Consider the following 22,491-nt stretch of genomic DNA (forward strand, 5'->3'; position numbering starts at 1 on the left):
CACGGAATATCGCATCCGAGCAACCTCACTAATCGAGTGACATTCGATTTATACGTTCACTCGTCGTGTTTCTCCGGAAGGGTACAGAATCCGCCGAGCGGTGTAGCTATCCTTGTTTGGGGGAAAAGATGACACAATTGGAGAACTGGTTTGTCCGGGATACGGCAACGAACGCCGCGCTGGCGTGGTTATTGTTGGGAATCGTCATTTCGTTTGCCATCACGAGCATCGTGTTTGAGCAACTGGTCACCGCGGGATTCGCAATCGCGGTTGTTGGAGTCGGAATCGCACCGATACTTTCGGGCAGGTCGTGGCGGGAGATGCTTCCGTTTCCGTTCCTGCTGGTTGCCGCGCTTCCGCTCGCGGTCAGCGTTTTTCAACCGGATTTCGCCACGGAGTTCGTCTCTGCGCTGTCAATCGCAACGCTGGCACTGCTCCTCGTCGTTGACCTGCATCTGCTCACCGAAGTTCGAATGACGCCGTGGTTCGCGGTGTTTTTCGTCGTCATCACGACGATGGCAGTCGCGGGCTTCTGGGCCGTCGGAGCCGGGTTTGCTCACGGCATGTGGGGAACGCCGTTCGTCCGGACGAATACGCAGTTGATGTACGTCTTCATCGCTGCGACTGCGGGCGGACTCGTCGCTGGCGGGGTTTTCCGCTGGTACTTCCGGCGGCGCGAGCGTGCGGATGCCCGATTCGCAGAGGAGGCGAAGTACGCATGAAAATCCGCGACCATCTCCACCTCTCGAAGAAACGACAGTCCCAACTGGTTCGTGTGATGCAGGTTGGACTCGTCGCCATCTTCATCGCCGGACTTTGGGAGAGGAATACCGGAATCATCGTCAACGCATTCGTCGGGTTAGTGGTCACACAACTGCCCGCCCTGCTCAAGCGCGACTACGGCATCACGATGGACGTTGGTCTTGTGCTATGGATTACGACTGCGATGTTCCTCCACGCATTCGGAACGCTCCAAATTCCCGGAATCATCGACCTGAGCCCGTACAAATCGCTCTGGTGGTGGGACCATATGACACACGCCCTGTCGTCCTCGCTCGTTGCGGCGACTGCCTACGCTACGGCCAGAGCAATCGACGGATACACCGAGGGACTGAACCTGACGCCGCAATTCATGTTCGTCTACCTGCTGCTCTTCGTCATGGCGTTCGGTGTCGTTTGGGAACTCATCGAGTTCTTCGTCGGTGAAATCGGGCGTCTGCTCGCTATCGGCAAAATCCTCACCCAGTACGGATTGGACGACACCGTCCTCGATTTGTTCTACAACACGATGGGGGCGCTCGTCGTCGCTGTCTGGGGTACGGCGTATCTCTCGGGAGTGAGCAAACAACTTTCAGATAAACTGTCACTCCGAACTGCGGAGTGAACCAGCCTAGTCGTCGCTGGTCACGTCCGGCCTCGACTGTCGCTTTGCCGCCGGTTTCGACGGGACGTTCTTGCGCTTTGCGTCCCACTCCGAAAACAGGTAGACCAGTGCGACCAGCACCACGACACCGACCGGAAGCAGGATGAGCGGATTGATGTTCGTGAGTCCGTACAACAGGTACATGACCGCCGTTGCGATGAGGACGGTTCCCGCGTAGTACATCTGGGTACGAACGTGGTCGATGTGGTCAGACCCGGAGAACGTCGATGCGAGAACAGTGGTGTCGGAAATGGGCGAGCAGTTGTCGCCGAAAATAGCGCCGCTGAACATCGCACCCACGGCCATTGCGATGAGTTGCGACGACTCGCCGCCGATGCTCCACGCCATCGGAACCACGATTGGCGTCATTATCGACATCGTTCCCCACGACGTACCGATTGCGAGGGAGATGAACGCGGAGATGAGGAAGATGACGACCGGAAGCATGAGCGGCGAGACGACTCCTTCCGCGTATGCCGTGACATACGCGCCGGTTTCCAGCGCGGTGGCGACAGAACCAATCGACCACGCCAACACGAGGATACTGACTGCCGGAAGCATCGTCCCGAATCCGTCGAGAACGGTTTCCATCGTCTCGTCTAAACTCATCGCGCCGTGAACCTGCGACAGGACGATGCCCGTCGCGACCATGGCGAACGAACCCCAGACGAGCGCGCCAGCGACGTCCGTGTTTTCGAACATCTCGACCGGTGTCCGCCCGGGGGCGTATCCCGTTATCACGGCTCCAGCGATGACGACGCTGACGAGCGCAAAGACCGGCAAAACGAACATCCTGAGGGGTGCGTTTTCGAGTGCGGGTTCGCCCAAATCCTCCTTGATGCTTTGCAGTGGCTGGGCGTCTTCGCGAATGACGTTTCCAGTTTGCTGAGCGCGGTTTTCGGCGGTGAGCATCTCGCCGAAATCGCGCTGTGTGATGACGATGATACCGACCATCGCCAGCGCGAGAATCGCGTACATATTGAAGGGGATGCTCTGGAGGAACGTCGTGGCCGCGGTGGGTGTCTCTCCCTGAATGCCGAGTTCCTCGTACTGGGTGTGTATCAGTCCGATTTCGAACGCCACCCAACTGGAAAGTCCGATGGTCGCCATCGGCGCGGCGGTCGAATCGAGGATGTACGCCAATTTCTCGCGAGACATCTTCATCTCGTCTGCGATGTCCTTCATCGAACTGCCGACGATGGCGTTGTTGGCGTAATCGTCGAAGTTCCAAAGAAGGCCGAGGAGCCACGTCGTAATTCCCGCCCTACGATGCGAGTCGATTCGCCGAGTGGCGAATCGCGTGATGGCAAACGCACCACCCAATTGCCAGATAAGTGCAATCCCGGCCCCTATCAGCAGGGTAAAGACGAGAATTTTCGCGTTGAACGTACTATTGCCGATCGAATTGATAACCCAATCGAACATCTGCGCGACCCCCGGACTTGTGGGTTCGAAATGGAAACCACCGACGAAGCTGACTTCGTTGACTATGATGATGGCGCCGACCCAGATGCCGATGAACAGCGACAGCATCGCTCGGCGCGTGACGACGGCCAGTACGATGGCAAGTAGCGGCGGTACCAGCGACAGTGCTCCAAATTCCGATGCCATGCCAATTGCGTACACAGGGCATGGTTAAAAACAATTATTCATGTCAAACTTACCAATTTTATTCAACAAATTGAAATAACGACCGAATCAACGCGCAGTGAAAAAGGGAGTTCAGTAAAAGATAACAAAGTATGCTCAAACCAAAACCGTGGTACGCGGTACGATGGTTTCGCAGTGAAACAGCGTGACAGACGCGTGAACTGCTGTTCTTCTTACTTTCGACCGCGCGCCGCGAGTTGGTACGCCAGCACCGTCCGCATCCCATCGACGAATGCATTGAGGTCGATGCTGTCCGCCTGTTCCTGTCGCTCCCGCACAGCCTCGTATCGCCGTTCCCATTCGTTTATAAACTGGTCTTCGATGTCGTGTGACCGAATCTGTTCGGTCACTCGTTCGATGGCGTCGTCGTCGGTGGCATCTAAATCTTCCAACGAGATGAAACCCTCTTGCAGACTGTAGATGACTGGCCCGGCCGTGTAATCTCCCTCGCCGAGTTCGCGCTCCCACGTCGTCGTCCAGTTGCCGATTCGGGCCATCCGCTGTAACTCCCAGATGACCGACCGCAGTGTGGAAAGGTCGTTCGCGTCGAACGACGGCGAGAACATCAAATCGACGCCAGCGTACGGAAACATCAACATGTTGTGCGGATCATAATGCTCTATTCCCGCCATGTTGGCGATTTCGACGTGGTCGTTCAACACGCGAGAGTAGTCGATAGCAGTCAGTGTTTGGCGGAGGTCGCAGTCGAAAATGTCCCTGTGCTCGTCGTGTTTTGGTGCAACTTCGATACCTTCTTCGAACGCCGCCCAAACGCGTTTGATGAACCGTAACTGCTCCGTTTTTACCCCCTCTCTGCCGGGGTTCACAGTTTCGGGACGATACGGAATCTGACACGCCTCTTCGAAGGTTTCTCGGTCGTTGCCCTTCTCCGCGAGGTCGTCCAATAGGGTCACGAACATCGTCAGAATTGTCTTCTGCGTCCGGGCCGTCTCCGCGTATTCCGCCGGAACGGACGAAAGGGTAAACGATGGAAACAGCGTGTATATCCATTGCCAGAGGAACTCGTCTCGGTCACCAACGATAGTGTCGTATTCCTTCGATAGCGCCGCAATCGGCTCGGGAAGCGTCACCGCCGCAATCTCAGTCAGATGGTTTGAAGGAATTGGTAGCTCGTCGATGAGCTGTTGGCGGGGCATTCTCGTGTCTTCTTTACTGTATGGATAATAAAAACACTTCTGCTACATTTTCTAAGAATTGTCTAAAAGATGCCTACTCTCGGTACAAATATATGGTCAGCCTCTCGACTGTTTATCGAGACATGGTGTCCTCCGACCCAGCCATCTACAAGACCGCGTTTCGGGAGACGAGAAATCCCGCCGTCATCACCGACGCGAATTTCGTCATACAGGATGTAAATGAGGCCTGCGTCGATTTCACCGGCTACAGCAGGGACGAACTCGTCGGGGACACGCCGATGAGTCTGTTTAGCGAACCAGCCGTGTACGAAGCAATGATAGAATCGTTGTCGAAGGGCGAACCGTGGGTCGGTGGATTCGAGACGACGATGAAAGACGGACGGATGATTTACGGTCGAGGGTCGTGCGTCCCGATTCACACTGGTGGCGAACTGCGTGGATACGCCGGATTCTTCACAGACCTCACCGAGCGCCGCCAGTACGAACAGAGCTTGCGAATCCTGAACCGCGTCCTCCGGCACAACCTACGAAACGATGCGAACGTCGTCCTCGGACACGTGGATATAGTGGCCGACGAACTGGAGGACGAGGAATTAGTGGAATCCCTTTCGACCGCCCGCAAACGTATCGATTCCATCGTCAAGTACGCGGAAACCGCCCGAAATCTGGATGAACTGCTCTCCGAGCGAACTGACCCATCGCTTACGCCCATTCGCCTTGACGAACTCCTCCGAGCCGAACTCCGTGCCGCGCGGAAACGGTATCCGGAGGCCGAGTTCGCTGCCGAACTGGGTTCCGCTCCCGTCTTCGTCGCCGCCGATGCTGCCATCGGAACTGCAATCGAGGCCGTGTTCGAAAACGCCGTCGAACACAACGATTCGTCAGTACCAACCGTTTCAGTCCAACTCGACGGCGACGAGTCGGCCGCCACACTGACGGTTGCTGACGACGGCCCGGGAATTTCGGCGGACGAACGCGACCTGATTTTCGGTCGGGAGGAAATCAGCCCACTTCACCACGGACAGGGCCTCGACCTCTTTTTCGTCGACCGTCTGCTGGAGAAGTACGGCGGCGACATCTGGGTCGAAAACAGCGACGACGGCGCGGTGTTCAAACTCCAGTTCAGGGTGATTGCCGCGGACGATGCCGAAGCGGAGTTCGAAGGGTCGAACGCCGAATAACCGATTTGACTGTCAAATAATCCGTTTAACCGCCGTATAATCTCGTTTTGGCATGCGATAATAAAGTAGCTTCGAGTCAAACCAATTTTTAGTTGGTAGCATGTCTCATAATACTCAAAAGTCATTTCTCGACACGGTCGGCGTCGCCGGTATCTCGGAAGTCGTCTCTTCCTCTCGTTCGACACTCTCCGCACCGACGTGGTGCTTCGATACGGGCAGTCCGGTTACCGCCGCACCCACAGTCGGAACCGACGATGTGGTGTACGCCGCGAACGAAGATGGACGAATCTCCGCGTTCGAAGACGGACAGCTCCGCTGGCGGCATCACGCAGATGGAACTGTTACGGAAGACCTCGTTTTCCGTAACGACCTGTATGTCGTCAGTGACGACCGCGTGTTCGCTCTCGATTCGGAGACGGGAGAACGACGCTGGGAAACCGTGCTCGATAGTTCCACGACGACCAGTCCGACCATCGTCGGCGAAACGGCCTACGTCGGCACGGAAACCGGTTTGGTCGCCCTCGACAGCGAGTCCGGCAACGAACGCTGGCGGTTCCACGGCCCGGCCTGCTCGACTGTCGTGGCCAGCGAACTGCGGGCCTACGCTGCTGGCGACGGCCGGGTGTGGGCACTCGACGGCGAATCGGGTCACCTCGAATGGTCGTTCGACCCCGGTTGCGGCGTCGAATCGCTCGCGTTCGAAACCGGTCGCCTGTACGTCGGCAGTGGCACCGAATCCGCCTGCGCCGGGTACAATCTCCACGCTCTCGGCATGGACGGGAGCGTCCTCTGGCAAACTCGAACCCGTGGTGACGAAGCAGTTGTACATCTCACCGTGACGAACGCCTCGCTCTACGCCGTCTGCGACACTCGATACGGCCACCCCGAAACCCGTGGCCAGCGACTCAGAAAGCTGTCGCCGTGGGATGGAACGATGGAATGGGTGTTCCAACCGGATACGTTCACCGCCGAGACCGAAAGCCTGCTCACACAACCGACGGCCGTCGTCGGAACGGTGTACGTCGGTGCGAGTGACGGCCGCGTCTACCTGCTGGATTCGACGCACGGAACGGAACGAAGCCGTTTCGAAACGATGGCTGCAGTAAGAACACGTCCTGCCGCAAGCCACGAGCGCGTCTACACCGGTAGCGACGACGACAGTTTCTACGCCTTCGAACCGCAACGATAGCGGACGATGGTGTGGAACGGTAGGGGATTTTTATCGTTCGTTCAGCTACTTTTCACATGAACTACGACAAACTCGTCCGCGACCGAATCCCCGAAATAATCGAGGAAAACGGAGATACGCCGAAAACGCACGTCGTGGATAACGATGAGTACGAGCGCAGACTCGACGAAAAGTTGGACGAAGAAGTCGCGGAGTTCCACGAATCAGGTGACCCGGAAGAACTGGCGGACGTACTCGAAGTGGTGTACGCGCTGGCCGACTGTGTGGATGTTTCGCCCGACGAACTGGAACGACTTCGGGCCGAGAAAGCCGACGAGCGCGGCGGGTTTTCCAACGGAATCGTCCTCGAACGAGTGGAATAAAAACGACCTGCGAATGCAACCCCGACGCGGATAGACGACTGCACGAAAGCAGTTCGTATGTCACGAACGACCTACACGCTCGTCATTCGGGAAACCGAACCGGCCGAGGAAATCGTCGCGGAGGTCAGAAGCGACGGCACAATCGAGGAATCGACCAGTGTCGCGTACGCTGATTACGGACTGACCGCGGTACGCGACGACTGGATTCCGGACGACCGGCGAACCGAAGTTACGGCCGACGTGATGACGACTCGACTCCAAACCGAACGGAACGGCGAAGGGTTTTCGTTCCGCCTGCTCGGCGACGGCGAAACGCTCGCAGAACAGCGCCTCACCGACGACGAGTGGAATGTCGTGTCGGTCGAATGAAAAGACAGCCGAAATCCGTACCCCAATATCGAAACCACCAGCGATAACTTTTCTCCGTGCAATCGCTTCGAAAATGAGCTACGATGCGGTGTTGTTCGACAACGACGGTGTGTTAGTGAAACCGCCGAACGGAACCGCCCTCCGCGAGGCCGCGCTGTCCGCGTTTGCCGAGTTCGGCGTCGAACCCGACGACGACCATTTGGCTGCCGTCTCGCGCAGCGTTACTCCCGACGACCTGAAACGGGTGTGTGACGCCTACGATTTCGCCCCGGCCGAATTCTGGGAAGCCCGCGACACCGCGGCCTCCAACGCGCAACTGCGCGAACTCAAGGCGGGCCGTACCACGACCTACGACGACGTGGACGCGCTGAAGTCGTTTCCCCGCCCGATGGGAATCGTCAGCTCGAACCAGCACGCGACTATCGAGTTCATGCTCGACCACTTCGACCTCGGTCGCCATTTCGAAACGTACTACGGTAGACCGCCGACGCTGGACGCCTTCCACCGAAAAAAGCCCGAACCGTATTTCTTGGAACAAGCCCTCGCCGACCTCGGTGTGGACTCCGCCCTCTTCGTCGGTGACAGCGAAAGCGACGTGGTCGCGGCCCACAACGCCGACCTCGATTCGGTATTCATTCGCAGACCGCATCGTTCCGAGTACGACCTTTCGGTTGACCCAACGTATGAGGTGCAGGGGCTTCGGGAAATTCGGGAACTGCTCCGAGGGTGATTTCGGGGATTTTTGCCAGATTTGAAGAGACGGAAATCTCGGGACTCGTCGAGAGTCTCAAATAGAGATATGATTTTGGTGCTTTGCTGAATACATCGCGCGGATTCAGCAAACAGTCACTGTTCTCCGGTCTGTCTGGGACAAATAGTCGGTCGGTCGTGTACTTCTCTTACTGTAATCCCGACTGAAAGAAGGTGAGAACAATAACTGACCACAGAACCAGTCCTGCCCCATAGAAAAGCAGAATCGCACGAGCGCCAAATTCCCCCGGAGACGGAAGCAATTGCGTATCCTCGACCATCATCCCGCTAATTTCTGCGTCTCCTGTCTCGACAGCGGATGCACCCACTGGCCCGCTCGCTGCGCCTCCGAGCACTATGAAAAGCAAACCGACACCCGTGACAACTAACGTGTAGAGTCCCGAGTAAGTCAGGAAATAGACGCCACCGACCGTGATAGCTCCCGCAAGTACAGTATAAAACGCTAATCCGCGGGCAATAGGTCGAATGTCCATAGCTGAACGTACTATTCAATCTGTATCAGTTTTGTGTTGATATTGACGTGAGCAGCCAGCGATTTACTACTCGGCCTCGGATACAGCCTGTTGAACTCTTCTTCTGTATTCAGCACATCATTCGTATCATAGACAGAGGATTTCAACAGAGCCGAATCTCGTGATACTAGCTCTTGGCGGACGAGTGCGCCGCACTCGAATTCGTCCTTTCGATAGTCGTCGTACTCTCTGTCGTCGCCGTCGTATTCTTCACACTCTCCGTCGTCGTCGCATTTTCCACAGTCGAATTCCCTTTTTCCGAAGTCGCGGTCGGGTTCGCGGCGACGACTTCGGTGGCCGATTCGGTACTCGTCCACGTTCCGGCACCGATGTCGCCGGAATCGAGCGTTTCGCTGTCGGAGAACACACCGAGTGACATATCGACTGTCGAGGCTCCAAGCGCGAGCAGTACCGCTAACACGAGAACGGCGAATTTTGTTTTTTGGCTCATCGAGTCCCCTCCACGGGTTCCGATTCGATTTCGTCCGGCGTCTCAGTTCCCTCCTCTTTTGACTCGTTCACGACCCCGAGAAGCGAGTGTGACTCAGAAATCACGAGGAGCACCGCCGGGACGATGATGAGCGCGAGAATGCCGAGTTTCGACTGGGCAAAGCTCAGCAAGTGGCCGACGAGGGGGATGTGGAACCAGACCGCTCCGGTGACCTCGCCTGCCGACACTAACTGCTGGTCGGGTTCCTCGTTGGCGTCACCTTGGGTTTGAAACTGCGGTTCGCCGTCAGCGTGAATCACCTCGACCACGCGGTGGGTCGTCGGAACCGAATCCTGTTCGCGCTGGAAGGTGATGACGTCTCCCGATTCGATGAATTCGGGGGCGACATCACGGACGATGACGACATCCCCTGCGTCGATAGTCGGATTCATGCTCCCCGAAACGACGACGTAGCTGTGGTTCGCGCCGATAGCTTGCGGAAACGCGACGATGGCCATCGAAAGCACTGCAACGGCGAGCAGTGTCAACCCACCGACGTTGGCGGCCCGGCGTATCTCCGGATTAGCGATGGGGTTCATACCGGTGGTTTTCCCTCCCTGCCGAGTCGGTTCCGCGTATCGTGGCGTTTGTGCGCGATTGCGGACGCGACGAACAGCGTCGTGACGATGAGTCCCCACGCGATGTCCGGCAGGAGCGTGAACGGAAACAGCCCGACCCCGGCAATCGCCACGAGGCTCGCGGAGAGCGCGCCGAGGCCGAGATAGTAGCTACTCCACGGAATCCCGTCGTGCGGAACGATGTCCAAGTAGACTTCCAGTTTCGTCGCATCGTCCGTGAGACACACCGTGCCCGCGTTGGCGTCGAATGCCACGACGCCGCTGTCGTGCATCTTCGGGAGATGCGACTGTCGAATCGCCGTGTACACCCGGATTCGCTGTTTGTACGTGACTTCCGCCACCGGAACGTCGTTTTCCCACGCCGCGAGCTGTTTCGACAACTCGTGGAGGGAGACGGAACTGCCCTGCTGGAGGAGGTAATGCATGACGTATCGCCGTCGCTGGCAACTCAACACCCGGAACGCGACATCCTGCGTCAAGTCGGTCGAATCACCGTCGAGCGATGGCGAGTGCGCCTGCTGAACGGCAGTCGCGCTCATCGCTCTCTATGTCCGTTCCAGCCCGTTTTATCATGGTTGTTCATTCAATAGTCACACACGTGGATGGGTGAACAGGACATTAGCTATACGCTCTCTAATCCGTTTTCTCGTCGTGGCCGACGGTGGTCTGTCCCTGCCGGAGACGGTTTCGTTTTTTCCCAACGGAAACGTATTCGCCATAATTCGAGTGCAATCGCCCCATGGCCGAGTGAAATCGTTTGCTATCAACCCTGAGAACCGGTCGTTGAGGGCCAGAAAACACATATACTCTCTCTATGGCTCCCGAATACGTCGTCTATGGAACCATCAGCGAGTGTATATATACGCCCCCTACCGCTGAATGATGATTCGTTGTCCTCGGCCGACACGGGCTTCTGGGCGAAGTCGTCGGGCACGAGGATTACGAACCAATCATGTCTGACAAAACGTACAACCTGACTCGGCGAAAAGCGCTTCTCGGACTCGGCGGCATCGGTGCCGGTGCCGCACTCGGCGGCGCGGGCACGATGGCGTGGCTCAACGACCCCGAATCCATCGAGGAAAATATGATTACGGCTGGCGAACTCGACCTCAAACTCGACTGGGCGTGGTTCTACAAAGGGCGAAAATGGGAAACGGACTACCAACCGCTCGACGATGACGACAACTTCGACGGCCCCATGATTCAGTTGGGCGACGTGAAACCCGGTGACTACGGCTGTGGCGTCATCAGCGTCCACGTCCACGACAATCCCGCACACGTCTGGTTCCGACTGAGCAACGCGATGGACAAAGAAAACGGACAGAACGAACCGGAGCTGAAAGCCGAAGGAAAAGACGCCGACGGAACGGGCGAACTCGACGACAGCATCCACTGGATTGCCGCTCCACTCGGCTGTCTCAAGAAACGCGAAACGGACGAAGACGACTCCATTCGCGCCCTCGGCGACCACAGGGAACAACCGGTCGATTTGGACGAGTGGACGACGAGCGAGTCTGAAGCGAAAACGTCGGGTCGCCGTTACTGCTTCTCCAAGGGAACGCTCGCGCAGGCAATCGACGGGTTGGGAGGCGGCGTCAACCTCGGTCGGCACGACAAAAACCACACGTGCTTCTACGGCTTCTGCTGGAAGATTCCGAAGGGCGTCGGCAACGAAATCCAGACCGACTCCGTCTCGTTCGATTTGGACTTCTACGCGGAGCAGTACCGCCACAACGAACGTCCGAAGAATCCGTGGAAATCGGAGAACTGAACTACCGCGATAGCGGGCGGTGTCCGTCGAGGGCGGATTTCGTCGCTCACGAGGTTCGCCCATCACCGCCTTCACAAAGTATCCTGCTTACTCATGTCACACGAACCGCACCCGACGCGTCGGAGCGTGCTCGCCTCGCTGGCCACCCTCGGGTTCGGCGGCGCACTGGGTGTCGGTGGCGTGCTAAACATTTCGGGCATACAGGCCCGAACCGACGACCGAGCCGCAAAAACCGGTGCCGGGTTCACCGCGGACGAACTCGACCTCGCACTCGACTGGTGGGTCTTCTATCGCGGTCGCTGTCTGACCGAAGATGAACAGCCAGCGTCCGATAACTCCGGCCCGATGATTACCCTCGCAGACCTCAAATCCGGCGATTACGGCGGGGGATGCATCGGGATTCACCTCCGCGGATCGCCCGCGCGGGTGTGGTTGAGCGGGTCGCTTCTCGCTAACGACGAAATAACCAACCGGAACCGGAGGCCGAAGTGGAAACCGACGGCCGTCTCGGAAAGGGCCACGGTGAACTCGCGGACGCGATTCAGTTTACGCTGTTCCCGCTGGGAGACTGTGATAACTGCGATGGAAAGACGGAAGCCGAGGCCCGGACGTTCGTCCGCGATTCGACGCCGGAGAACTCGCCGCACGGCGAGTTCGAACCGTTCGCGCAGGGAAGGCTCTGCGACGTGCTCGCCTCGACTTCGGGCGGCCACTTGCTTGACGATGCGCCGAAAACGCCCGGAACAAGCGGCCTTCAGCCCGGGCGAACGTACTACGTCGGGTTCCGCTGGTGGGTGCCGGAGACGGTGGACAACGAAATCCAAAGCGATTCCGTCTCGTTCGATTTGGAGTTTTACGCGGAACAGTGCCGACGTAACCCGAACCCGGCAAATCCGTTTGCGAAATAGCTCTTTGTCTATTTTCCGACTATTTGCCACACATTTTCGTGGCTGGACGAACAACAGTATCGTATGGCATACGAATGGCAGTATTACGACCTCGTCCTGCTCGGTATCGCCGTCAGTATGTCGGTCGGGGCGGGTGTCGGATTTCTCACCTCGGTTTCGCTCCCGGTGGCGATTATCGGCGCGGGACTCGTTGCGTCCGCCATTATCGGCCACGGCCTGTTTATCAACGGCCCAGTCGATGAACCGCGGGATTTGACGAACGAAGTGGAGGCGCTGAACTGAGGCGATCCGACCGCGAATTTCGACCTATCCTCAACAAAAATCCGGTTACGACGTTCATAACGGTCGCTTTATCCGGACTTCCGCGAGGTAAAACACTACCACGCAGGCCTCCGTCGTGAGCAGTATGTCCACACCCACGCTCCTACTGACGCATCGCCTCACACCCGACATCGCGTCCGATCTCCAGGCTGAACTCGACGACCACCTTCCCGACGGTGCCCTCGCTCGGGCGCGAACACCGGAAGAAACGTTCGAACTGCTTCCCGACGCTGTCCTCGTCAACATCGCCCGCGGCGACGTGGTTGACGAGGACGCCCTGATACGCGCGCTCCAGTACCGCCTGATTCGCGGTGCCGGACTTGACGTGTTTTCGACGGAACCGCTTCCGTCCGATTCGCCACTGTGGAATCTCTCGAACGCGGTGCTCACCCCACACATGGCCGGTTCGACGCCGCACAAAGCGGAACGCTGGCGAGACATCATCGTGGAAAACTACGAGGTACTTGCGTCGGACAGGGTGGACGAGATGGTCAATCGAATCGTGTAGCCCGTCGTTTCAGTTCATTTCTTGCCGAGTTGCGCGAGAAACGCATCCCGTTGCGCATTCGAATCCAGTCTGATTACCGTCGTTTCCTCGTCCAACTCCGTGAATTTCCGTTCCATCGCCGGAATCTTTTCCGCGGGAAAGTTCCAGATGTAGCGGAGAAACGCCATATCGACTTTCTCCTCGCACCCCTCGGCCATATCGGGGCGCGTCTGGCCGTAATTTCCGAGCCATCGTTTGATGACTCGGTAGAGACAGACGTACCGCGAGACGGACAGCAAAATCACGGTGTCCGCGGCGTCGAGTCGCGCGTCGATGGTGCTTCCGTAATTTCCGTCGAGTATCCAGTTCGGTCGTTCGATGAGAGTTCGGTGCGTTTTCTCCCAGTCGTCGCTATCCGGTTTTTCCCACCCCGGTTCCCAAAAGTGGGTGTCGAGGTGCGTAACCGGTCTGTTTAGGATTTCACCCAACCGGGCGGCGAACGTGGATTTCCCTGCACCCGGCGGGCCGAGAACCACGATTCTGTTCATCGCGTTTGTTGTATCTGCCATCTTCGAACGGGAGCGCGAACTTATTCGACCACTGATAAGAACGTTTCGGTCGCGCGACCTGTATGGCCGCCGAACCCGTGCCCGGTGTGCATCGGCTCGACATTTGATTAGACTGCCCGTCGATTCTGGAAGGGGATAGAATGTCCACGAAATCGAACACGGAACTCGTCCGGCGCGACGCTGAGGAAATCTGGTCGGAGGGGAACACCGAAGTCATCAACGAGATATTCGATAAGGATTTGGTTCTTCACGACCCGTCGTCACCGGGCGAAGAAGGGGACGGGATGACTACCGTAAGTACGTGGAAACGTACCGCCGGGCCTTTCCCGACGCCGAGTACACGGTCGAAAAGGAGGTTGCCGAAGACGATTTCGTATCGGTTCGGTACACGGCTCGCGGCACCCACGAGGGCGAACTCATGGATATCGAACCGACCGGCGAGCGGGTAACCGTCTCCGGAATGGAGATGTATCGCGTTGAGGACGGGAAAATCGCCGAGATGTGGACGAACTACGACACGGTCGGCCTGTTACAGCAACTCGACGTGTTACCGTCACTCGACGCACTTGTTCGGGAGGCAAACGCCGATTGACGGTCGTTCCCCGAGAAAATCGAGGACAGGGCCGACGACTGCTTCCCAGTCCGGGCGTGCCCGACGTCCTTCGAGTCGAAGGGGTGCACCTTGTCCCGCCCCGTCGAAGACGAGACAGGCATAGCCGCGAGAGCGCCGTCGGGACGCCACAGAGGAAATACAGTTCCTCGGCAATCGAGTCGAACCCGCCGAGGCAGACGACGGTCGGAAACGATTGTTCGGAATCATCGTCGTCATCACCGCCCGTTTCGGGAGCGAACCAGTAGCCCGGAAGGGCGGTGTCTTCGTAGGGGATTTCGACCTGCTCGACAATTCTGTCGAGCAGGTCGAGCGCACTCGTAAACGTCTCCCTGCTCCGCTCGTACGTCGGACGCCGTCTCGGGTCGTCCGAACCGAGGAAAAACTCCGCGGTTCGATAGTAGTTGTGCGCTCGGAAGAATGCCCCTCGCGCGGTTTCGTGGTGTTCTCCGTCGAGTGCATCACGGGCCGTTTCGGCGACTCGGTCGGCGGTTCGCCGTCATTCGATAAACCACTCCTCGAAATTTCCCTCGCCGATGTTTTCGACCGTAGTCAGACATTCGCCCGATTCGGCCCCGCCGTAAGTGGCGTAACTCATCGCCCTGAGCGTCTGGTAGTCGAAGGTGGCATCCTCGAAATGGACGTTCACATGCTATAGACGGGGTGGAAGACGATAGTCGATTCTCGGATGGTCAGTCGTCCGGCACAACAGTTACATACGACTTTTTATTCTCAAAAGCAACCGAAAACCGATTTCAGCTCGAAACCTCGTGAATGGGCAGTTCAGTAGACCGAGTCTCTGATGTCTTCGTCCAAGTCGTCGAACGTATCGAGATGTACCTGCCGTTCGGTGCGGAGGTTCTCCAGTTCGGCCTCGTAGTCGGTGACGTTGTCGGCAACGCCAAACTCTTCGATGTCGATGCCGGGCACCGAACTCGGAACCGTAAGCCCCGTCGCGTCGTCCGTCGTCCATTCGACGGTGTCACGGGCGATTTCTCGTAGCAGGGTTACCGATTCGGTGACGCCAATGTCCTTGCCGCCGAGGTGGCCCGTGTTGAGGACGAAACAGTCTACGCCGAGGTCGTCGATGAGGTTTCGGAAGCGGTTTCCTTCCTCGCCTTTCGACCCGACGATGAACGGGTTGGTGCCGACCACGCGGATGGATTCGCCAGCCTTCGACGGGTCGCCAGCGCTGGTTTCGATGGATTCACCGAGCATGAACGCCACGGCGGCCTCTTTCGAGGTGAGTTTGGCGACCGGCGGCATGACGGGATTGCGGGTGATGAAGAACACTTGGTCAACCCCATCAAGGTCGATGTCCTCACCCGAAGACGAGAGATAGTCGCGGAGGATGATTGCCCGACCGTTCGAGGTGTGGCGGTCGCTGTCAAAGTCCACGGTGCCGTCGTCCGCCACGTCCACGTTTTCGAGGACTGCGGAGTCGTGGGTCACGGCGTCGTACATGGCAGGCTGTTCCTCTGCATCGAGTCCGATAGTTTTGACGTACAGACCGTTGCCTTCACTGCCCGCGATGGAGCCGTCGGGGAGGAGGGCGCACACGTCGTCTTGAAGCATCGTCGCCGTCTCGCCCTCGTCCTCGTTGAGCCAGAGGCCGTGAGCGGTCAGCGTCGATTTGCCGGTCGCGGAGAGGCCGAGGAACGCCTGTCCGACGTTTGTTTGCTCGCCGTCGTCGTCGCGGAGCGTGACACGCTTGCTTCCCGCGTGGAGGCCGAGGCCGCCCTTTTGCTTGGCGTGGAACATGAACAAACGGAGGAACGACTTTTTCGCCTCGCCGGTGTAATCGCTTCCGAGAACCGCAGTGAGACCTTCTTCGGGAAGGATTCGAACCGCGATTTCGTTCCATTCCGGAATCTGGACGGTGACGAAATCCGGTTCGCCCTCTCCCTCAGCGGGTTCGAACAATTTCGCCCATGCGAGGGCGATGCGACCGTACTCCTTCGGAACGTACAATCTGCATCGGTAGGAGTGCTCGGCATGGCGGCCCATCTGCCGGTCGATACAGAGGATTTCTTCTTCCTGTGCGTAGTCGAGTGCGTCTTGTATATGTCCGTAATCCTCTGAACCAAATCCATTGTCTATCGCGTTTTTCGTTTTATCCGAATTGCGCGAGCGTTCTCTGCTCACGTAGGACGGGGAACCGAACTCCGCCGTGGTTTCGAGCTCGCGCGAAAATTCGCGTAGCTCTTCAAGTGACGGATTGTAGATGACATTGTCTGCCTCTACCGGATTAGGGAGCGTCTCTTTCAGGGGTCGGACTGCCTGCCCACTGTCTGACATCGTACTAATGAGGCCGGCATAGACGACCATAATTATGCACGGTTTACACCGGCCTTAGTGGTGTCATAACACGCTTTTTAGCGGATTTTGGATTTCGGAAGTGAGTAAACATTTGTGGATTTTTGCCGTACAAGCGCAGTTCAGGCAGTTCTATTGCACACTATTCACACCCCGGAAGGCCCTGCCTGATTCACTTCCGAAATCGGTTCTTCATCCGCCTCCAGCACCGATTTCAGTTCGCGTAGTTCCTTCCGAAGTTGTCGCGCCATCAGCCACTGCATAACCGGCCTGAACACGGTGAACATGAACTCCGTAAATCGACCATCTGCTTCAGTTGTCTATACTGTCGGTTGTATCCCGGAGCCATGGCTTTCGGAGACGTAGTACGCTGAAAGAAATAAGGTGACGCTATATCGCCTGTGCGAAATTTTAGCTACGAACGACGTTCGTCGCGCGTGGTCCTTTTGGTGCCTGTTCGATATCGAATTCGATTTCCGTACCTTCCGTCAGATCCTCACCGCCAACGTCTTCCATGTGGAAGAACACGTCGTCGTCAGCATCCTCAGTCGAAATGAAACCGTAGCCGCCTGTGTCGTTGAAGAAATCAACTTTACCGTTTGCCATTACAATCAAATACTGATGAGGGACACGGTTAAGGGTTCCGCATTCGTTTTCAAAACAGGATTTTTACTGTACGAATGTACTGATTAATGGGCTTTGGATGGCCATTTGGTTATCATTGAGAGGTTTTACGTTGATATACTGCTCTATCCGACACAACGAAGGGAAAATTCCGTACTATCCACAGCTTTCATCTCGATACTGTGCCATGTTCTTGTTTCTCACTACTGACCAGCTTCGAAACGATAGTCTCGTGCTTTCGTAATCGGGTGGCCTCGGCACTCATAGGGTTCGTCACCACCAGCCGCCAGACTAGCTCGGAACGCCTGTTTTCGTCATCGGCCATGCCACGCTACACACCGGAGGGCAAAAAGTCACGCCAAAACACTTGCCGCCAGCCACCTTCTATCTCCCATGTCAAACCCACTCCCCGACGAAGCGGAAACCCTTCTCACCGAAGAATCCGTCATGGCCCATCTCGCAACCAGTTCCGACGACCGGCCACACGTCGCGCCGGTCTGGTACCACTACGACGACGGAGTCATTTCGATTCTCACGGGCGGCCGAAAACTGGGGAACATCAGGAACAACCCGCGAGTCGCCGTCTCGTTCCAACAGGACACCGACGGAAACGCGGAGTGGATGGCGACCGTGCAGGGCACAGCCACCGTAATCGAGGACGAAGAAGAAACCCACGAAGCGTCCGCCAAAATCAATCCTCGCTACGGAGCAAGCGAAACCGCCTATCCCGACAATACGCTCGTCAAAATCGAAATCGGGTCGGGAACGTTCACGCGGTACTGAACTACTTGTCAGCGTCTTCTTACCAACTTACTCGATTCGCTCGCGTGCCGCCGCAACCACGAGTGGAAGCGTAATCGTCGCCGTGGTCGCTTATGTCCCACCCTGTGTGAGATATCGGCTTGAACGCCGCGATTATTCCACGATGACGCGCCCGTCGCGCTCTACGGTCACGTCGTGACCGAGATAGCCGAACACCAGTCGCTTTGGGTTACTGAGTTCGGGGGGTTTATACGTCCGATGCAGAGTCATCATCGATTTCGTACAGCGTACTTTCGAGCAGCGAATCCAATCCGCGCCGATACCGGGCCGACAACGCCTGTGGGGTGATGTCGAGTTCCTGTGCGACCTCCGCCAACGTCGCTTGACGTGGTGTTCTAAAGAAGCCCGCTTGATGCGTCGAAACCAGCGCGTCGTACTGCTCGGACGTGAGGTCGTACTGTCGTTCGCGCATCTCCTGTACCGAATAAACGCGCATCACTTCGAAGGGAATCGACCGCGCCGAAAGTTTCTCACGCAACCGACTCGCGGCGGCGTGGGTAGTAAATCGGAACTGGAAATACCAGCCGTCGGACGACCCACAGCCCCCGAGGAGCGTCGTCTGCCCATCCACGATGATGTCCTGTAATCCGGGTTGGTCGCGATTCCAAGTCATTCGGCAGAGCAACCCCTCGCCAGTATCGTCGAGGACGGTGACGGATTCGAGTGCGGGCTCTTCTTCCTCGGTTTCGGCGATTTCGCCCGCACTGACGTTTCGAATCCAGAAAAACGGGAGCAAGCCGTCGTCCGCGGGGACGAACTGTTCGAGTTCGATATGTGCGTCCGGATACCGTTGGACGAGTTCTCCTAACGGAAATTCGTCCACTGGGATTTCGATTTCGACGATGAAACTCATTCGAATACGCTAGTCTGTCTTCCTGCATAATCCCAATTTCGAGCTGTATGCTAGCTCTTTTCACGCCGTTATCGCTTGAGAAACTGTGTTGCCGACTGCCACGAAGGGCGCGCGTGACGCGAAGTCAGACGCCAGAGACGCTTCGATTAGCCGCAACCCGAAGGCTCGGCTGTCGGGGCCGGTCGGCGGCGGCCCGTCTCCTGCAAGACCGGGACGTGACTCCGATAGTCCCGGCGGTTCTCTCGAACCGTTGAAACCCGCAGGACACGTCCAAACTCTCGTCGTCCCCCCTTTTAATACCATCTGTTTCCACGAAATCGTATGACGATTTTCGAAAAATCAGGATGAAAAATCAGGTAGTTCAGTCACCATCGTACAGTAGTTCAGTCACGATTCTACGGCGGTCATTCTATGGCGCTGTGGTGGTCATTGTATGGAAGTCATTCTCGGGAGTGCAGTGGAGATGTTCCGATCGATTCGCAGTCACAGTCCCGTCGGTTCGTCGATGAACGTCGTTTTCAGCCCCCATTCCTCCGCGAGCGACTGGAGCGACTGCACGCCGAACGTCTCGGTTGCGTAGTGTCCCGCGAGGAAGACGTTGAGCCCGGCCTCTCGCGCCTCGTGGTACACCTTCTGTTTTCCTTCGCCGGTAATCAGCGCGTCAGCCCCCACGTCGATGGCTTCGTCCAGCCAATCCACGCCGCTTCCGGTGACGATGGCCACGTCCTCGACTGTTTCGGGGCCGAAATCGAACACCTGAATCGCTTGTCCCCCGGTGTCGAGTTCGTCGGCCAATCGCTCCCGGATTTCCTCGACCGTCAGTTTGCCGCGTCCACGCTGGCCGATGTGCTCCGGCCCCATGCTCCCGAAGGGTTCTCTGGAATCGAGTTCGAGGAGGTCGGCGATTCCCGCCGCATTGCCGAGTTCCGGGTGCGAATCCAGCGGCAGGTGCGAAACGTACAGCGCCACGTCGCTTTCGATGAGCGATGCGATTCGGTCGTAGTCGCGCCCCGTCACGCGCTCGATGCCGCCCCACGACAGGCCGTGGTGGACGACCAGCGTGTCTGCATCCCACTTCGCGGCATCCTCGATGGTCTTCTCCGCGGCGTCCACGGCGAAGGCAACGCGCTCTACTTCTTTTTCGTCCGGGCCGACCTGTAATCCGTTCGCGCTCGCGTCCACGTCCGCGAAATCGCTCGTCCGGAGTCGGTCGTCGTACTCCTCGGTGAGTTCGGCGAGGTTCATATCACATTATCCACGCGCCGTCGGTTTGTATGTCCCGGCTTTCGCGCCAGCAGCCATCACGGTTAAGACTGTTCGCGGCCTATTTTTACTCCCCCTTACAGGGGATGAGCGGTAACCGAGGTGTTTGACCATGGGCAAGTTCCGAAAAGCAATGTTTACGTGGCGACGCCTGCCACGACGGTTCAGGCGACGTATCGTGAGCAAACTTCGGCGCGTGTTCAAGAGTTAACCCCGCGCCGCTCGATTTCACGGACTACCTGACTCCACCTGATTTGATTTTCGAGACGGAGTTACGTCGAAAGCAGCGCAATTGCTATGGTGTCTGTGACATACTGAATCTGTACTAATTGCTCGGCGCGCGAATAACGCGCGAGGGATGAGTGAACGAACGTAGCGAGTGAGCGAATCGGTTGGGGAGGACGTGGTGCGGTTGGTGTGCGGTGGCGGTTTTCATTATTGTCGTGATTTGCTCACTCCTGTTTGAGAAGACTATGTCGAAGCAAATCACGACAACAAACGAAGCCCTCGCTTCGCTCGCCCTTCATCCGCCAAGAAACCGCCACAGCCACACCCTCCCAACCGACTGCGGTTCTCGGTCGCTCCGCTCCCTGCGATACTCATCGCTTGCGCGATAGTCAGCAAGGCTTCGGAACCCTCAGCCCTGCTGACGCACGCGCCACGAGATTCTGGTGGGATTGCGTAGAAAACTAAAAATCCGACTTCGTCTCCGTTTCCCAGTTACCCATCGTGAGCCTGTGAAAACACGAATTCACGCAGTAGCTTCCCGCCGAGCGAAGCCGATTGGCCGTCGTCGCGGTCGTTGACTTCGACCACGTCGAATCCGACGACGTCGGTTTTTTCGGCTACGTCCCGAACCACGTCGCGCATTTTTCTGGGTGAAAGGCCGAAGGGTTCCATGGTTCCGGTACCGGGGGCGAAACCGGGGTCTGCACCGTCGATGTCTACGCTGAGGTAGGCGGAACCGTCGAAGTCGGGTTCCCAGTCGGCGACTTCCTCGGGCGGGACGACGGTTACGTCGGATTCGGCGGCGCGGTTCCACTCTTCTTCGCTTCCGGTTCTGGCACCGAGAATGACGGCGTGGTCGGCGATGTCGAGGACGTGCCGGGTGACGGTCGCGTGGCTCAGGGGGTTGCCGTCGTAGGCTTCTCGCAAATCCAGATGGGCGTCGAGACAGACGAAGGTGTCCGGTTCTGTTGCCCGAACACCCGCCAGTGTGACAGTGTGTTCCCCGCCGAGGAGGAGGGGGTAGGCGTCGTCCCAGACGATGTCGGTGAGAACGCCTTCAACGTATTCGAGGTACTCTTCGGCGTCGTCCCATGCGTAGACGTCGCCGTGGTCGTGGACGTGGAGGTCTGAAAAGAACTGCCCGGTGCGATGGTCGTAGTCGTCGAACGTCCGGGAGAATCGTCGGATTCGTTCGGGACCGAATCGCGTTCCGGGCTGAAACGTGGTGGACACGTCGAGCGGCGCACCTACCACCACGAAGTCCGCTTGTCCGCGGTCAGTGGACGCGCCGGGAAACATCTAGCGTTCGATTTTGCGCTGGTCGTCCATTTCGAGGTACTCGATTTCGTCGTCGGGCGAGAGGCCCATTCCCTCGGGCGTCTTGATGGTGATGGTTTCGTAGGTTTCGAGGTCCATGACCTGTGCGACGGTTTCGCTCTCGACGCTGACGACTTGGCCCTGTTTCCGGTTGATAATCGGTACCCAAATCTTCGCGTCAACCGGTTGGCTGAGGCTGCGTTTTTTCTCGTCGAAAACGCCTTTGCCCTCGATTCGGGCTTTCGCACTGCCGTGTTTACCGGGCTTTGCAGTGCTGTAGGACTTGATGACGCATGCGGCGTCGTCCATCATGACGTAGTTTCCTTCTTGGAGTTCGCGGACTTCCTTTTGCTCTTTCGCCATACCGCGGGATTGCGTTCGCTCCGGTATAAACCGTTTGGAACTGTCGCGCTGTCGCTCAGCAGTCGGTGTAACGAGAAAGCACGAGAACCGTGATTAGAACCCGGACGAGAGACGTTTTCCACGACTCGTACGACCCTGCTGGCTTCCACCAGTTTCACGAACGCCGTTTTCACGCCGTCCGTTACTTGGTCTTCACAATCGTCCGCGTGGACGATTTTTTGAGTCGCTTCGGTTCTCCGTCGGAGCGTTGACCTCGGTGTCGTGTTACCGACCACTTGGTTTTTGCTCCGCGTCTACATTCAATCGAACGTAGACCGTCCGGTTTGTTCTCTCGGTTCCCGCGACAGTTGCTACTTG

31 protein-coding genes are annotated in these 22,491 nt (G+C 57.5%); 15 read left to right on the plus strand and 16 right to left on the minus strand.

Annotated elements, in window-relative coordinates:
- Nucleotides 1-128 precede the first annotated feature (128 nt).
- Nucleotides 129-722, plus strand: coding sequence for a hypothetical protein (locus tag HL45_RS04575; RefSeq protein WP_049969907.1), 594 nt, complete (start codon nt 129-131; stop codon nt 720-722).
- On the plus strand, nt 719-1,384 hold the full coding sequence (locus HL45_RS04580) for a hypothetical protein (RefSeq protein WP_049969908.1): 666 nt from the start codon (nt 719-721) through the stop codon (nt 1,382-1,384). The genes HL45_RS04575 and HL45_RS04580 overlap by 4 nt, the downstream gene beginning before the upstream one ends.
- Before the next feature lie 6 nt (nt 1,385-1,390).
- Here HL45_RS04580 and HL45_RS04585 read toward each other — a convergent pair whose 3' ends face one another.
- Nucleotides 1,391-3,034, minus strand: coding sequence for a Na+/H+ antiporter NhaC family protein (locus HL45_RS04585; RefSeq protein WP_049969909.1), 1,644 nt, complete (start codon nt 3,032-3,034; stop codon nt 1,391-1,393).
- A 212-nt stretch (nt 3,035-3,246) separates the two neighbouring features.
- Entirely contained in the window at nt 3,247-4,230 is a 984-nt protein-coding gene (locus HL45_RS04590) for a hypothetical protein (protein WP_049969910.1), read from the minus strand.
- Between the two features lie 122 nt (nt 4,231-4,352).
- Here HL45_RS04590 and HL45_RS04595 point away from each other — a divergent pair, with 122 nt between their 5' ends.
- From HL45_RS04595 to HL45_RS04615, 5 genes are all read left to right on the plus strand, one after another.
- The gene (locus HL45_RS04595) at nt 4,353-5,411 is read left to right on the plus strand and encodes a sensor histidine kinase (protein WP_158413657.1); all 1,059 of its coding nucleotides are present in this window, start codon (nt 4,353-4,355) and stop codon (nt 5,409-5,411) included.
- 100 nt (nt 5,412-5,511) lie between these two features.
- Entirely contained in the window at nt 5,512-6,600 is a 1,089-nt protein-coding gene (locus tag HL45_RS04600; protein ID WP_049969912.1) for an outer membrane protein assembly factor BamB family protein, read from the plus strand.
- 56 nt (nt 6,601-6,656) lie between these two features.
- Nucleotides 6,657-6,962: a nucleoside triphosphate pyrophosphohydrolase gene (locus tag HL45_RS04605; RefSeq protein ID WP_049969913.1), complete on the plus strand. Its 306-nt coding sequence runs from the start codon at nt 6,657-6,659 to the stop codon at nt 6,960-6,962.
- Between the two features lie 57 nt (nt 6,963-7,019).
- Nucleotides 7,020-7,331 carry a hypothetical protein gene (locus HL45_RS04610; protein ID WP_049969914.1) on the plus strand — a complete coding sequence of 104 codons (312 nt, stop codon included), beginning with the start codon at nt 7,020-7,022 and terminating at the stop codon, nt 7,329-7,331.
- Between the two features lie 73 nt (nt 7,332-7,404).
- Nucleotides 7,405-8,061 (plus strand): HAD family hydrolase, encoded by a 657-nt coding sequence (locus HL45_RS04615; protein ID WP_049969915.1) that lies wholly within the window; start codon nt 7,405-7,407, stop codon nt 8,059-8,061.
- A gap of 169 nt (nt 8,062-8,230) precedes the next feature.
- On the opposite strand, the gene HL45_RS04620 is transcribed toward HL45_RS04615, so the two are convergent.
- The 4 genes from HL45_RS04620 to HL45_RS04635 form a co-directional block, all read right to left on the minus strand.
- Nucleotides 8,231-8,575: a hypothetical protein gene (locus tag HL45_RS04620; RefSeq protein WP_049969916.1), complete on the minus strand. Its 345-nt coding sequence runs from the start codon at nt 8,573-8,575 to the stop codon at nt 8,231-8,233.
- 166 nt (nt 8,576-8,741) lie between these two features.
- Nucleotides 8,742-9,065 carry a hypothetical protein gene (locus HL45_RS04625; RefSeq protein ID WP_049969917.1) on the minus strand — a complete coding sequence of 108 codons (324 nt, stop codon included), beginning with the start codon at nt 9,063-9,065 and terminating at the stop codon, nt 8,742-8,744.
- Nucleotides 9,062-9,643: a signal peptidase I gene (locus HL45_RS04630; RefSeq protein WP_049969918.1), complete on the minus strand. Its 582-nt coding sequence runs from the start codon at nt 9,641-9,643 to the stop codon at nt 9,062-9,064. Before HL45_RS04630 ends, HL45_RS04625 begins: the two co-directional genes overlap by 4 nt.
- Nucleotides 9,640-10,221: a DUF7344 domain-containing protein gene (locus HL45_RS04635; RefSeq protein ID WP_049969919.1), complete on the minus strand. Its 582-nt coding sequence runs from the start codon at nt 10,219-10,221 to the stop codon at nt 9,640-9,642. Before HL45_RS04635 ends, HL45_RS04630 begins: the two co-directional genes overlap by 4 nt.
- Nucleotides 10,222-10,634: 413 nt before the next feature.
- On the opposite strand from HL45_RS04635, the gene HL45_RS04640 reads away from it, so the two are divergent.
- Nucleotides 10,635-11,453, plus strand: a complete 819-nt coding sequence (locus tag HL45_RS04640) for a SipW-dependent-type signal peptide-containing protein (protein ID WP_049969920.1) — start codon at nt 10,635-10,637, stop codon at nt 11,451-11,453.
- A gap of 183 nt (nt 11,454-11,636) precedes the next feature.
- Here the strand turns inward: HL45_RS04640 and HL45_RS20275 are convergent, their stop codons facing one another.
- On the minus strand, nt 11,637-11,858 hold the full coding sequence (locus tag HL45_RS20275; protein ID WP_144240001.1) for a hypothetical protein: 222 nt from the start codon (nt 11,856-11,858) through the stop codon (nt 11,637-11,639).
- A gap of 83 nt (nt 11,859-11,941) precedes the next feature.
- On the opposite strand from HL45_RS20275, the gene HL45_RS04645 reads away from it, so the two are divergent.
- The 3 genes from HL45_RS04645 (at nt 11,942) to HL45_RS04655 (ending at nt 13,190) form a co-directional block, all read left to right on the plus strand.
- The gene (locus tag HL45_RS04645) at nt 11,942-12,361 is read left to right on the plus strand and encodes a hypothetical protein (protein WP_049969921.1); all 420 of its coding nucleotides are present in this window, start codon (nt 11,942-11,944) and stop codon (nt 12,359-12,361) included.
- Nucleotides 12,362-12,424: 63 nt separating this feature from the next.
- Nucleotides 12,425-12,643, plus strand: coding sequence for a hypothetical protein (locus HL45_RS04650; protein WP_049969922.1), 219 nt, complete (start codon nt 12,425-12,427; stop codon nt 12,641-12,643).
- 124 nt (nt 12,644-12,767) lie between these two features.
- On the plus strand, nt 12,768-13,190 hold the full coding sequence (locus HL45_RS04655) for an NAD(P)-dependent oxidoreductase (protein WP_049969923.1): 423 nt from the start codon (nt 12,768-12,770) through the stop codon (nt 13,188-13,190).
- Nucleotides 13,191-13,204: 14 nt separating this feature from the next.
- On the opposite strand, the gene HL45_RS04660 is transcribed toward HL45_RS04655, so the two are convergent.
- A complete protein-coding gene (locus HL45_RS04660) occupies nt 13,205-13,738 on the minus strand; it encodes a P-loop NTPase family protein (protein WP_084156793.1) in 534 nt (177 codons plus the stop codon).
- Nucleotides 13,739-14,039: 301 nt separating this feature from the next.
- Between HL45_RS04660 and HL45_RS21365 the strand changes: the two genes are divergently transcribed.
- Both HL45_RS21365 and HL45_RS20280 read left to right on the plus strand, forming a co-directional pair.
- Complete coding sequence (locus tag HL45_RS21365; RefSeq protein WP_211250823.1) at nt 14,040-14,330, plus strand: ester cyclase; 291 nt, start codon at nt 14,040-14,042, stop codon at nt 14,328-14,330.
- The gene (locus tag HL45_RS20280) at nt 14,327-14,596 is read left to right on the plus strand and encodes a hypothetical protein (RefSeq protein WP_144240002.1); all 270 of its coding nucleotides are present in this window, start codon (nt 14,327-14,329) and stop codon (nt 14,594-14,596) included. The genes HL45_RS21365 and HL45_RS20280 overlap by 4 nt, the downstream gene beginning before the upstream one ends.
- A 251-nt stretch (nt 14,597-14,847) precedes the next feature.
- Here the strand turns inward: HL45_RS20280 and HL45_RS20720 are convergent, their stop codons facing one another.
- The 4 genes from HL45_RS20720 to HL45_RS04680 form a co-directional block, all read right to left on the minus strand.
- Nucleotides 14,848-14,997, minus strand: coding sequence for a hypothetical protein (locus HL45_RS20720; protein WP_158413658.1), 150 nt, complete (start codon nt 14,995-14,997; stop codon nt 14,848-14,850).
- A 134-nt stretch (nt 14,998-15,131) separates the two neighbouring features.
- A complete protein-coding gene (locus tag HL45_RS04675; RefSeq protein ID WP_049970088.1) occupies nt 15,132-16,646 on the minus strand; it encodes a phosphoenolpyruvate carboxykinase (ATP) in 1,515 nt (504 codons plus the stop codon).
- A gap of 164 nt (nt 16,647-16,810) precedes the next feature.
- Entirely contained in the window at nt 16,811-16,951 is a 141-nt protein-coding gene (locus HL45_RS20725) for a hypothetical protein (protein WP_158413659.1), read from the minus strand.
- 124 nt (nt 16,952-17,075) lie between these two features.
- Entirely contained in the window at nt 17,076-17,270 is a 195-nt protein-coding gene (locus HL45_RS04680; RefSeq protein WP_049969925.1) for a cold-shock protein, read from the minus strand.
- 411 nt (nt 17,271-17,681) lie between these two features.
- Between HL45_RS04680 and HL45_RS04685 the strand changes: the two genes are divergently transcribed.
- Entirely contained in the window at nt 17,682-18,071 is a 390-nt protein-coding gene (locus tag HL45_RS04685; RefSeq protein WP_049969926.1) for a pyridoxamine 5'-phosphate oxidase family protein, read from the plus strand.
- 226 nt (nt 18,072-18,297) lie between these two features.
- Here HL45_RS04685 and HL45_RS04690 read toward each other — a convergent pair whose 3' ends face one another.
- The gene (locus tag HL45_RS04690; RefSeq protein WP_049969927.1) at nt 18,298-18,963 is read right to left on the minus strand and encodes a helix-turn-helix domain-containing protein; all 666 of its coding nucleotides are present in this window, start codon (nt 18,961-18,963) and stop codon (nt 18,298-18,300) included.
- Between the two features lie 113 nt (nt 18,964-19,076).
- Between HL45_RS04690 and HL45_RS20730 the strand changes: the two genes are divergently transcribed.
- Entirely contained in the window at nt 19,077-19,217 is a 141-nt protein-coding gene (locus HL45_RS20730) for a hypothetical protein (protein WP_158413660.1), read from the plus strand.
- 229 nt (nt 19,218-19,446) lie between these two features.
- Here the strand turns inward: HL45_RS20730 and HL45_RS04695 are convergent, their stop codons facing one another.
- The 3 genes from HL45_RS04695 to HL45_RS04705 all read right to left on the minus strand — a co-directional run bounded on the left by HL45_RS04695 (nt 19,447) and on the right by HL45_RS04705 (nt 22,134).
- The gene (locus HL45_RS04695; protein ID WP_049969928.1) at nt 19,447-20,208 is read right to left on the minus strand and encodes a Nif3-like dinuclear metal center hexameric protein; all 762 of its coding nucleotides are present in this window, start codon (nt 20,206-20,208) and stop codon (nt 19,447-19,449) included.
- 738 nt (nt 20,209-20,946) lie between these two features.
- Entirely contained in the window at nt 20,947-21,753 is an 807-nt protein-coding gene (gene speB, locus HL45_RS04700; RefSeq protein WP_049969929.1) for an agmatinase, read from the minus strand.
- Nucleotides 21,754-22,134, minus strand: coding sequence for a translation initiation factor IF-5A (locus HL45_RS04705; RefSeq protein ID WP_049969930.1), 381 nt, complete (start codon nt 22,132-22,134; stop codon nt 21,754-21,756).
- Nucleotides 22,135-22,491: the final 357 nt, after the last annotated feature.

Origin of the sequence: Haladaptatus cibarius D43, from assembly GCF_000710615.1 — an archaeon.
Classification (GTDB): domain Archaea; phylum Halobacteriota; class Halobacteria; order Halobacteriales; family Haladaptataceae; genus Haladaptatus; species Haladaptatus cibarius.

What these genes read in the sequence shown, in the direction of transcription:
- HL45_RS04685 (WP_049969926.1), top strand. Translation starts at nt 17,682, where the DNA reads ATGTCAAACCCACTCCCCGACGAAGCGGAAACCCTTCTCACCGAAGAA.
- HL45_RS04630 (WP_049969918.1), bottom strand. Translation starts at nt 9,643, where the DNA reads ATGAACCCCATCGCTAATCCGGAGATACGCCGGGCCGCCAACGTCGGT.
- HL45_RS04620 (WP_049969916.1), bottom strand. Translation starts at nt 8,575, where the DNA reads ATGGACATTCGACCTATTGCCCGCGGATTAGCGTTTTATACTGTACTT.
- HL45_RS04640 (WP_049969920.1), top strand. Translation starts at nt 10,635, where the DNA reads ATGTCTGACAAAACGTACAACCTGACTCGGCGAAAAGCGCTTCTCGGA.
- HL45_RS04615 (WP_049969915.1), top strand. Translation starts at nt 7,405, where the DNA reads ATGAGCTACGATGCGGTGTTGTTCGACAACGACGGTGTGTTAGTGAAA.
- HL45_RS04655 (WP_049969923.1), top strand. Translation starts at nt 12,768, where the DNA reads ATGTCCACACCCACGCTCCTACTGACGCATCGCCTCACACCCGACATC.
- speB (WP_049969929.1), bottom strand. Translation starts at nt 21,753, where the DNA reads ATGTTTCCCGGCGCGTCCACTGACCGCGGACAAGCGGACTTCGTGGTG.
- HL45_RS04580 (WP_049969908.1), top strand. Translation starts at nt 719, where the DNA reads ATGAAAATCCGCGACCATCTCCACCTCTCGAAGAAACGACAGTCCCAA.
- HL45_RS04595 (WP_158413657.1), top strand. Translation starts at nt 4,353, where the DNA reads ATGGTGTCCTCCGACCCAGCCATCTACAAGACCGCGTTTCGGGAGACG.
- HL45_RS04660 (WP_084156793.1), bottom strand. Translation starts at nt 13,738, where the DNA reads ATGGCAGATACAACAAACGCGATGAACAGAATCGTGGTTCTCGGCCCG.
- HL45_RS04605 (WP_049969913.1), top strand. Translation starts at nt 6,657, where the DNA reads ATGAACTACGACAAACTCGTCCGCGACCGAATCCCCGAAATAATCGAG.
- HL45_RS04635 (WP_049969919.1), bottom strand. Translation starts at nt 10,221, where the DNA reads ATGAGCGCGACTGCCGTTCAGCAGGCGCACTCGCCATCGCTCGACGGT.
- HL45_RS04675 (WP_049970088.1), bottom strand. Translation starts at nt 16,646, where the DNA reads ATGTCAGACAGTGGGCAGGCAGTCCGACCCCTGAAAGAGACGCTCCCT.
- HL45_RS04680 (WP_049969925.1), bottom strand. Translation starts at nt 17,270, where the DNA reads ATGGCAAACGGTAAAGTTGATTTCTTCAACGACACAGGCGGCTACGGT.
- HL45_RS04650 (WP_049969922.1), top strand. Translation starts at nt 12,425, where the DNA reads ATGGCATACGAATGGCAGTATTACGACCTCGTCCTGCTCGGTATCGCC.
- HL45_RS04695 (WP_049969928.1), bottom strand. Translation starts at nt 20,208, where the DNA reads ATGAACCTCGCCGAACTCACCGAGGAGTACGACGACCGACTCCGGACG.
- HL45_RS04585 (WP_049969909.1), bottom strand. Translation starts at nt 3,034, where the DNA reads ATGGCATCGGAATTTGGAGCACTGTCGCTGGTACCGCCGCTACTTGCC.
- HL45_RS04690 (WP_049969927.1), bottom strand. Translation starts at nt 18,963, where the DNA reads ATGAGTTTCATCGTCGAAATCGAAATCCCAGTGGACGAATTTCCGTTA.
- HL45_RS04625 (WP_049969917.1), bottom strand. Translation starts at nt 9,065, where the DNA reads ATGAGCCAAAAAACAAAATTCGCCGTTCTCGTGTTAGCGGTACTGCTC.
- HL45_RS04575 (WP_049969907.1), top strand. Translation starts at nt 129, where the DNA reads ATGACACAATTGGAGAACTGGTTTGTCCGGGATACGGCAACGAACGCC.
- HL45_RS04610 (WP_049969914.1), top strand. Translation starts at nt 7,020, where the DNA reads ATGTCACGAACGACCTACACGCTCGTCATTCGGGAAACCGAACCGGCC.
- HL45_RS04705 (WP_049969930.1), bottom strand. Translation starts at nt 22,134, where the DNA reads ATGGCGAAAGAGCAAAAGGAAGTCCGCGAACTCCAAGAAGGAAACTAC.
- HL45_RS04590 (WP_049969910.1), bottom strand. Translation starts at nt 4,230, where the DNA reads ATGCCCCGCCAACAGCTCATCGACGAGCTACCAATTCCTTCAAACCAT.
- HL45_RS20725 (WP_158413659.1), bottom strand. Translation starts at nt 16,951, where the DNA reads ATGTTCACCGTGTTCAGGCCGGTTATGCAGTGGCTGATGGCGCGACAA.
- HL45_RS04600 (WP_049969912.1), top strand. Translation starts at nt 5,512, where the DNA reads ATGTCTCATAATACTCAAAAGTCATTTCTCGACACGGTCGGCGTCGCC.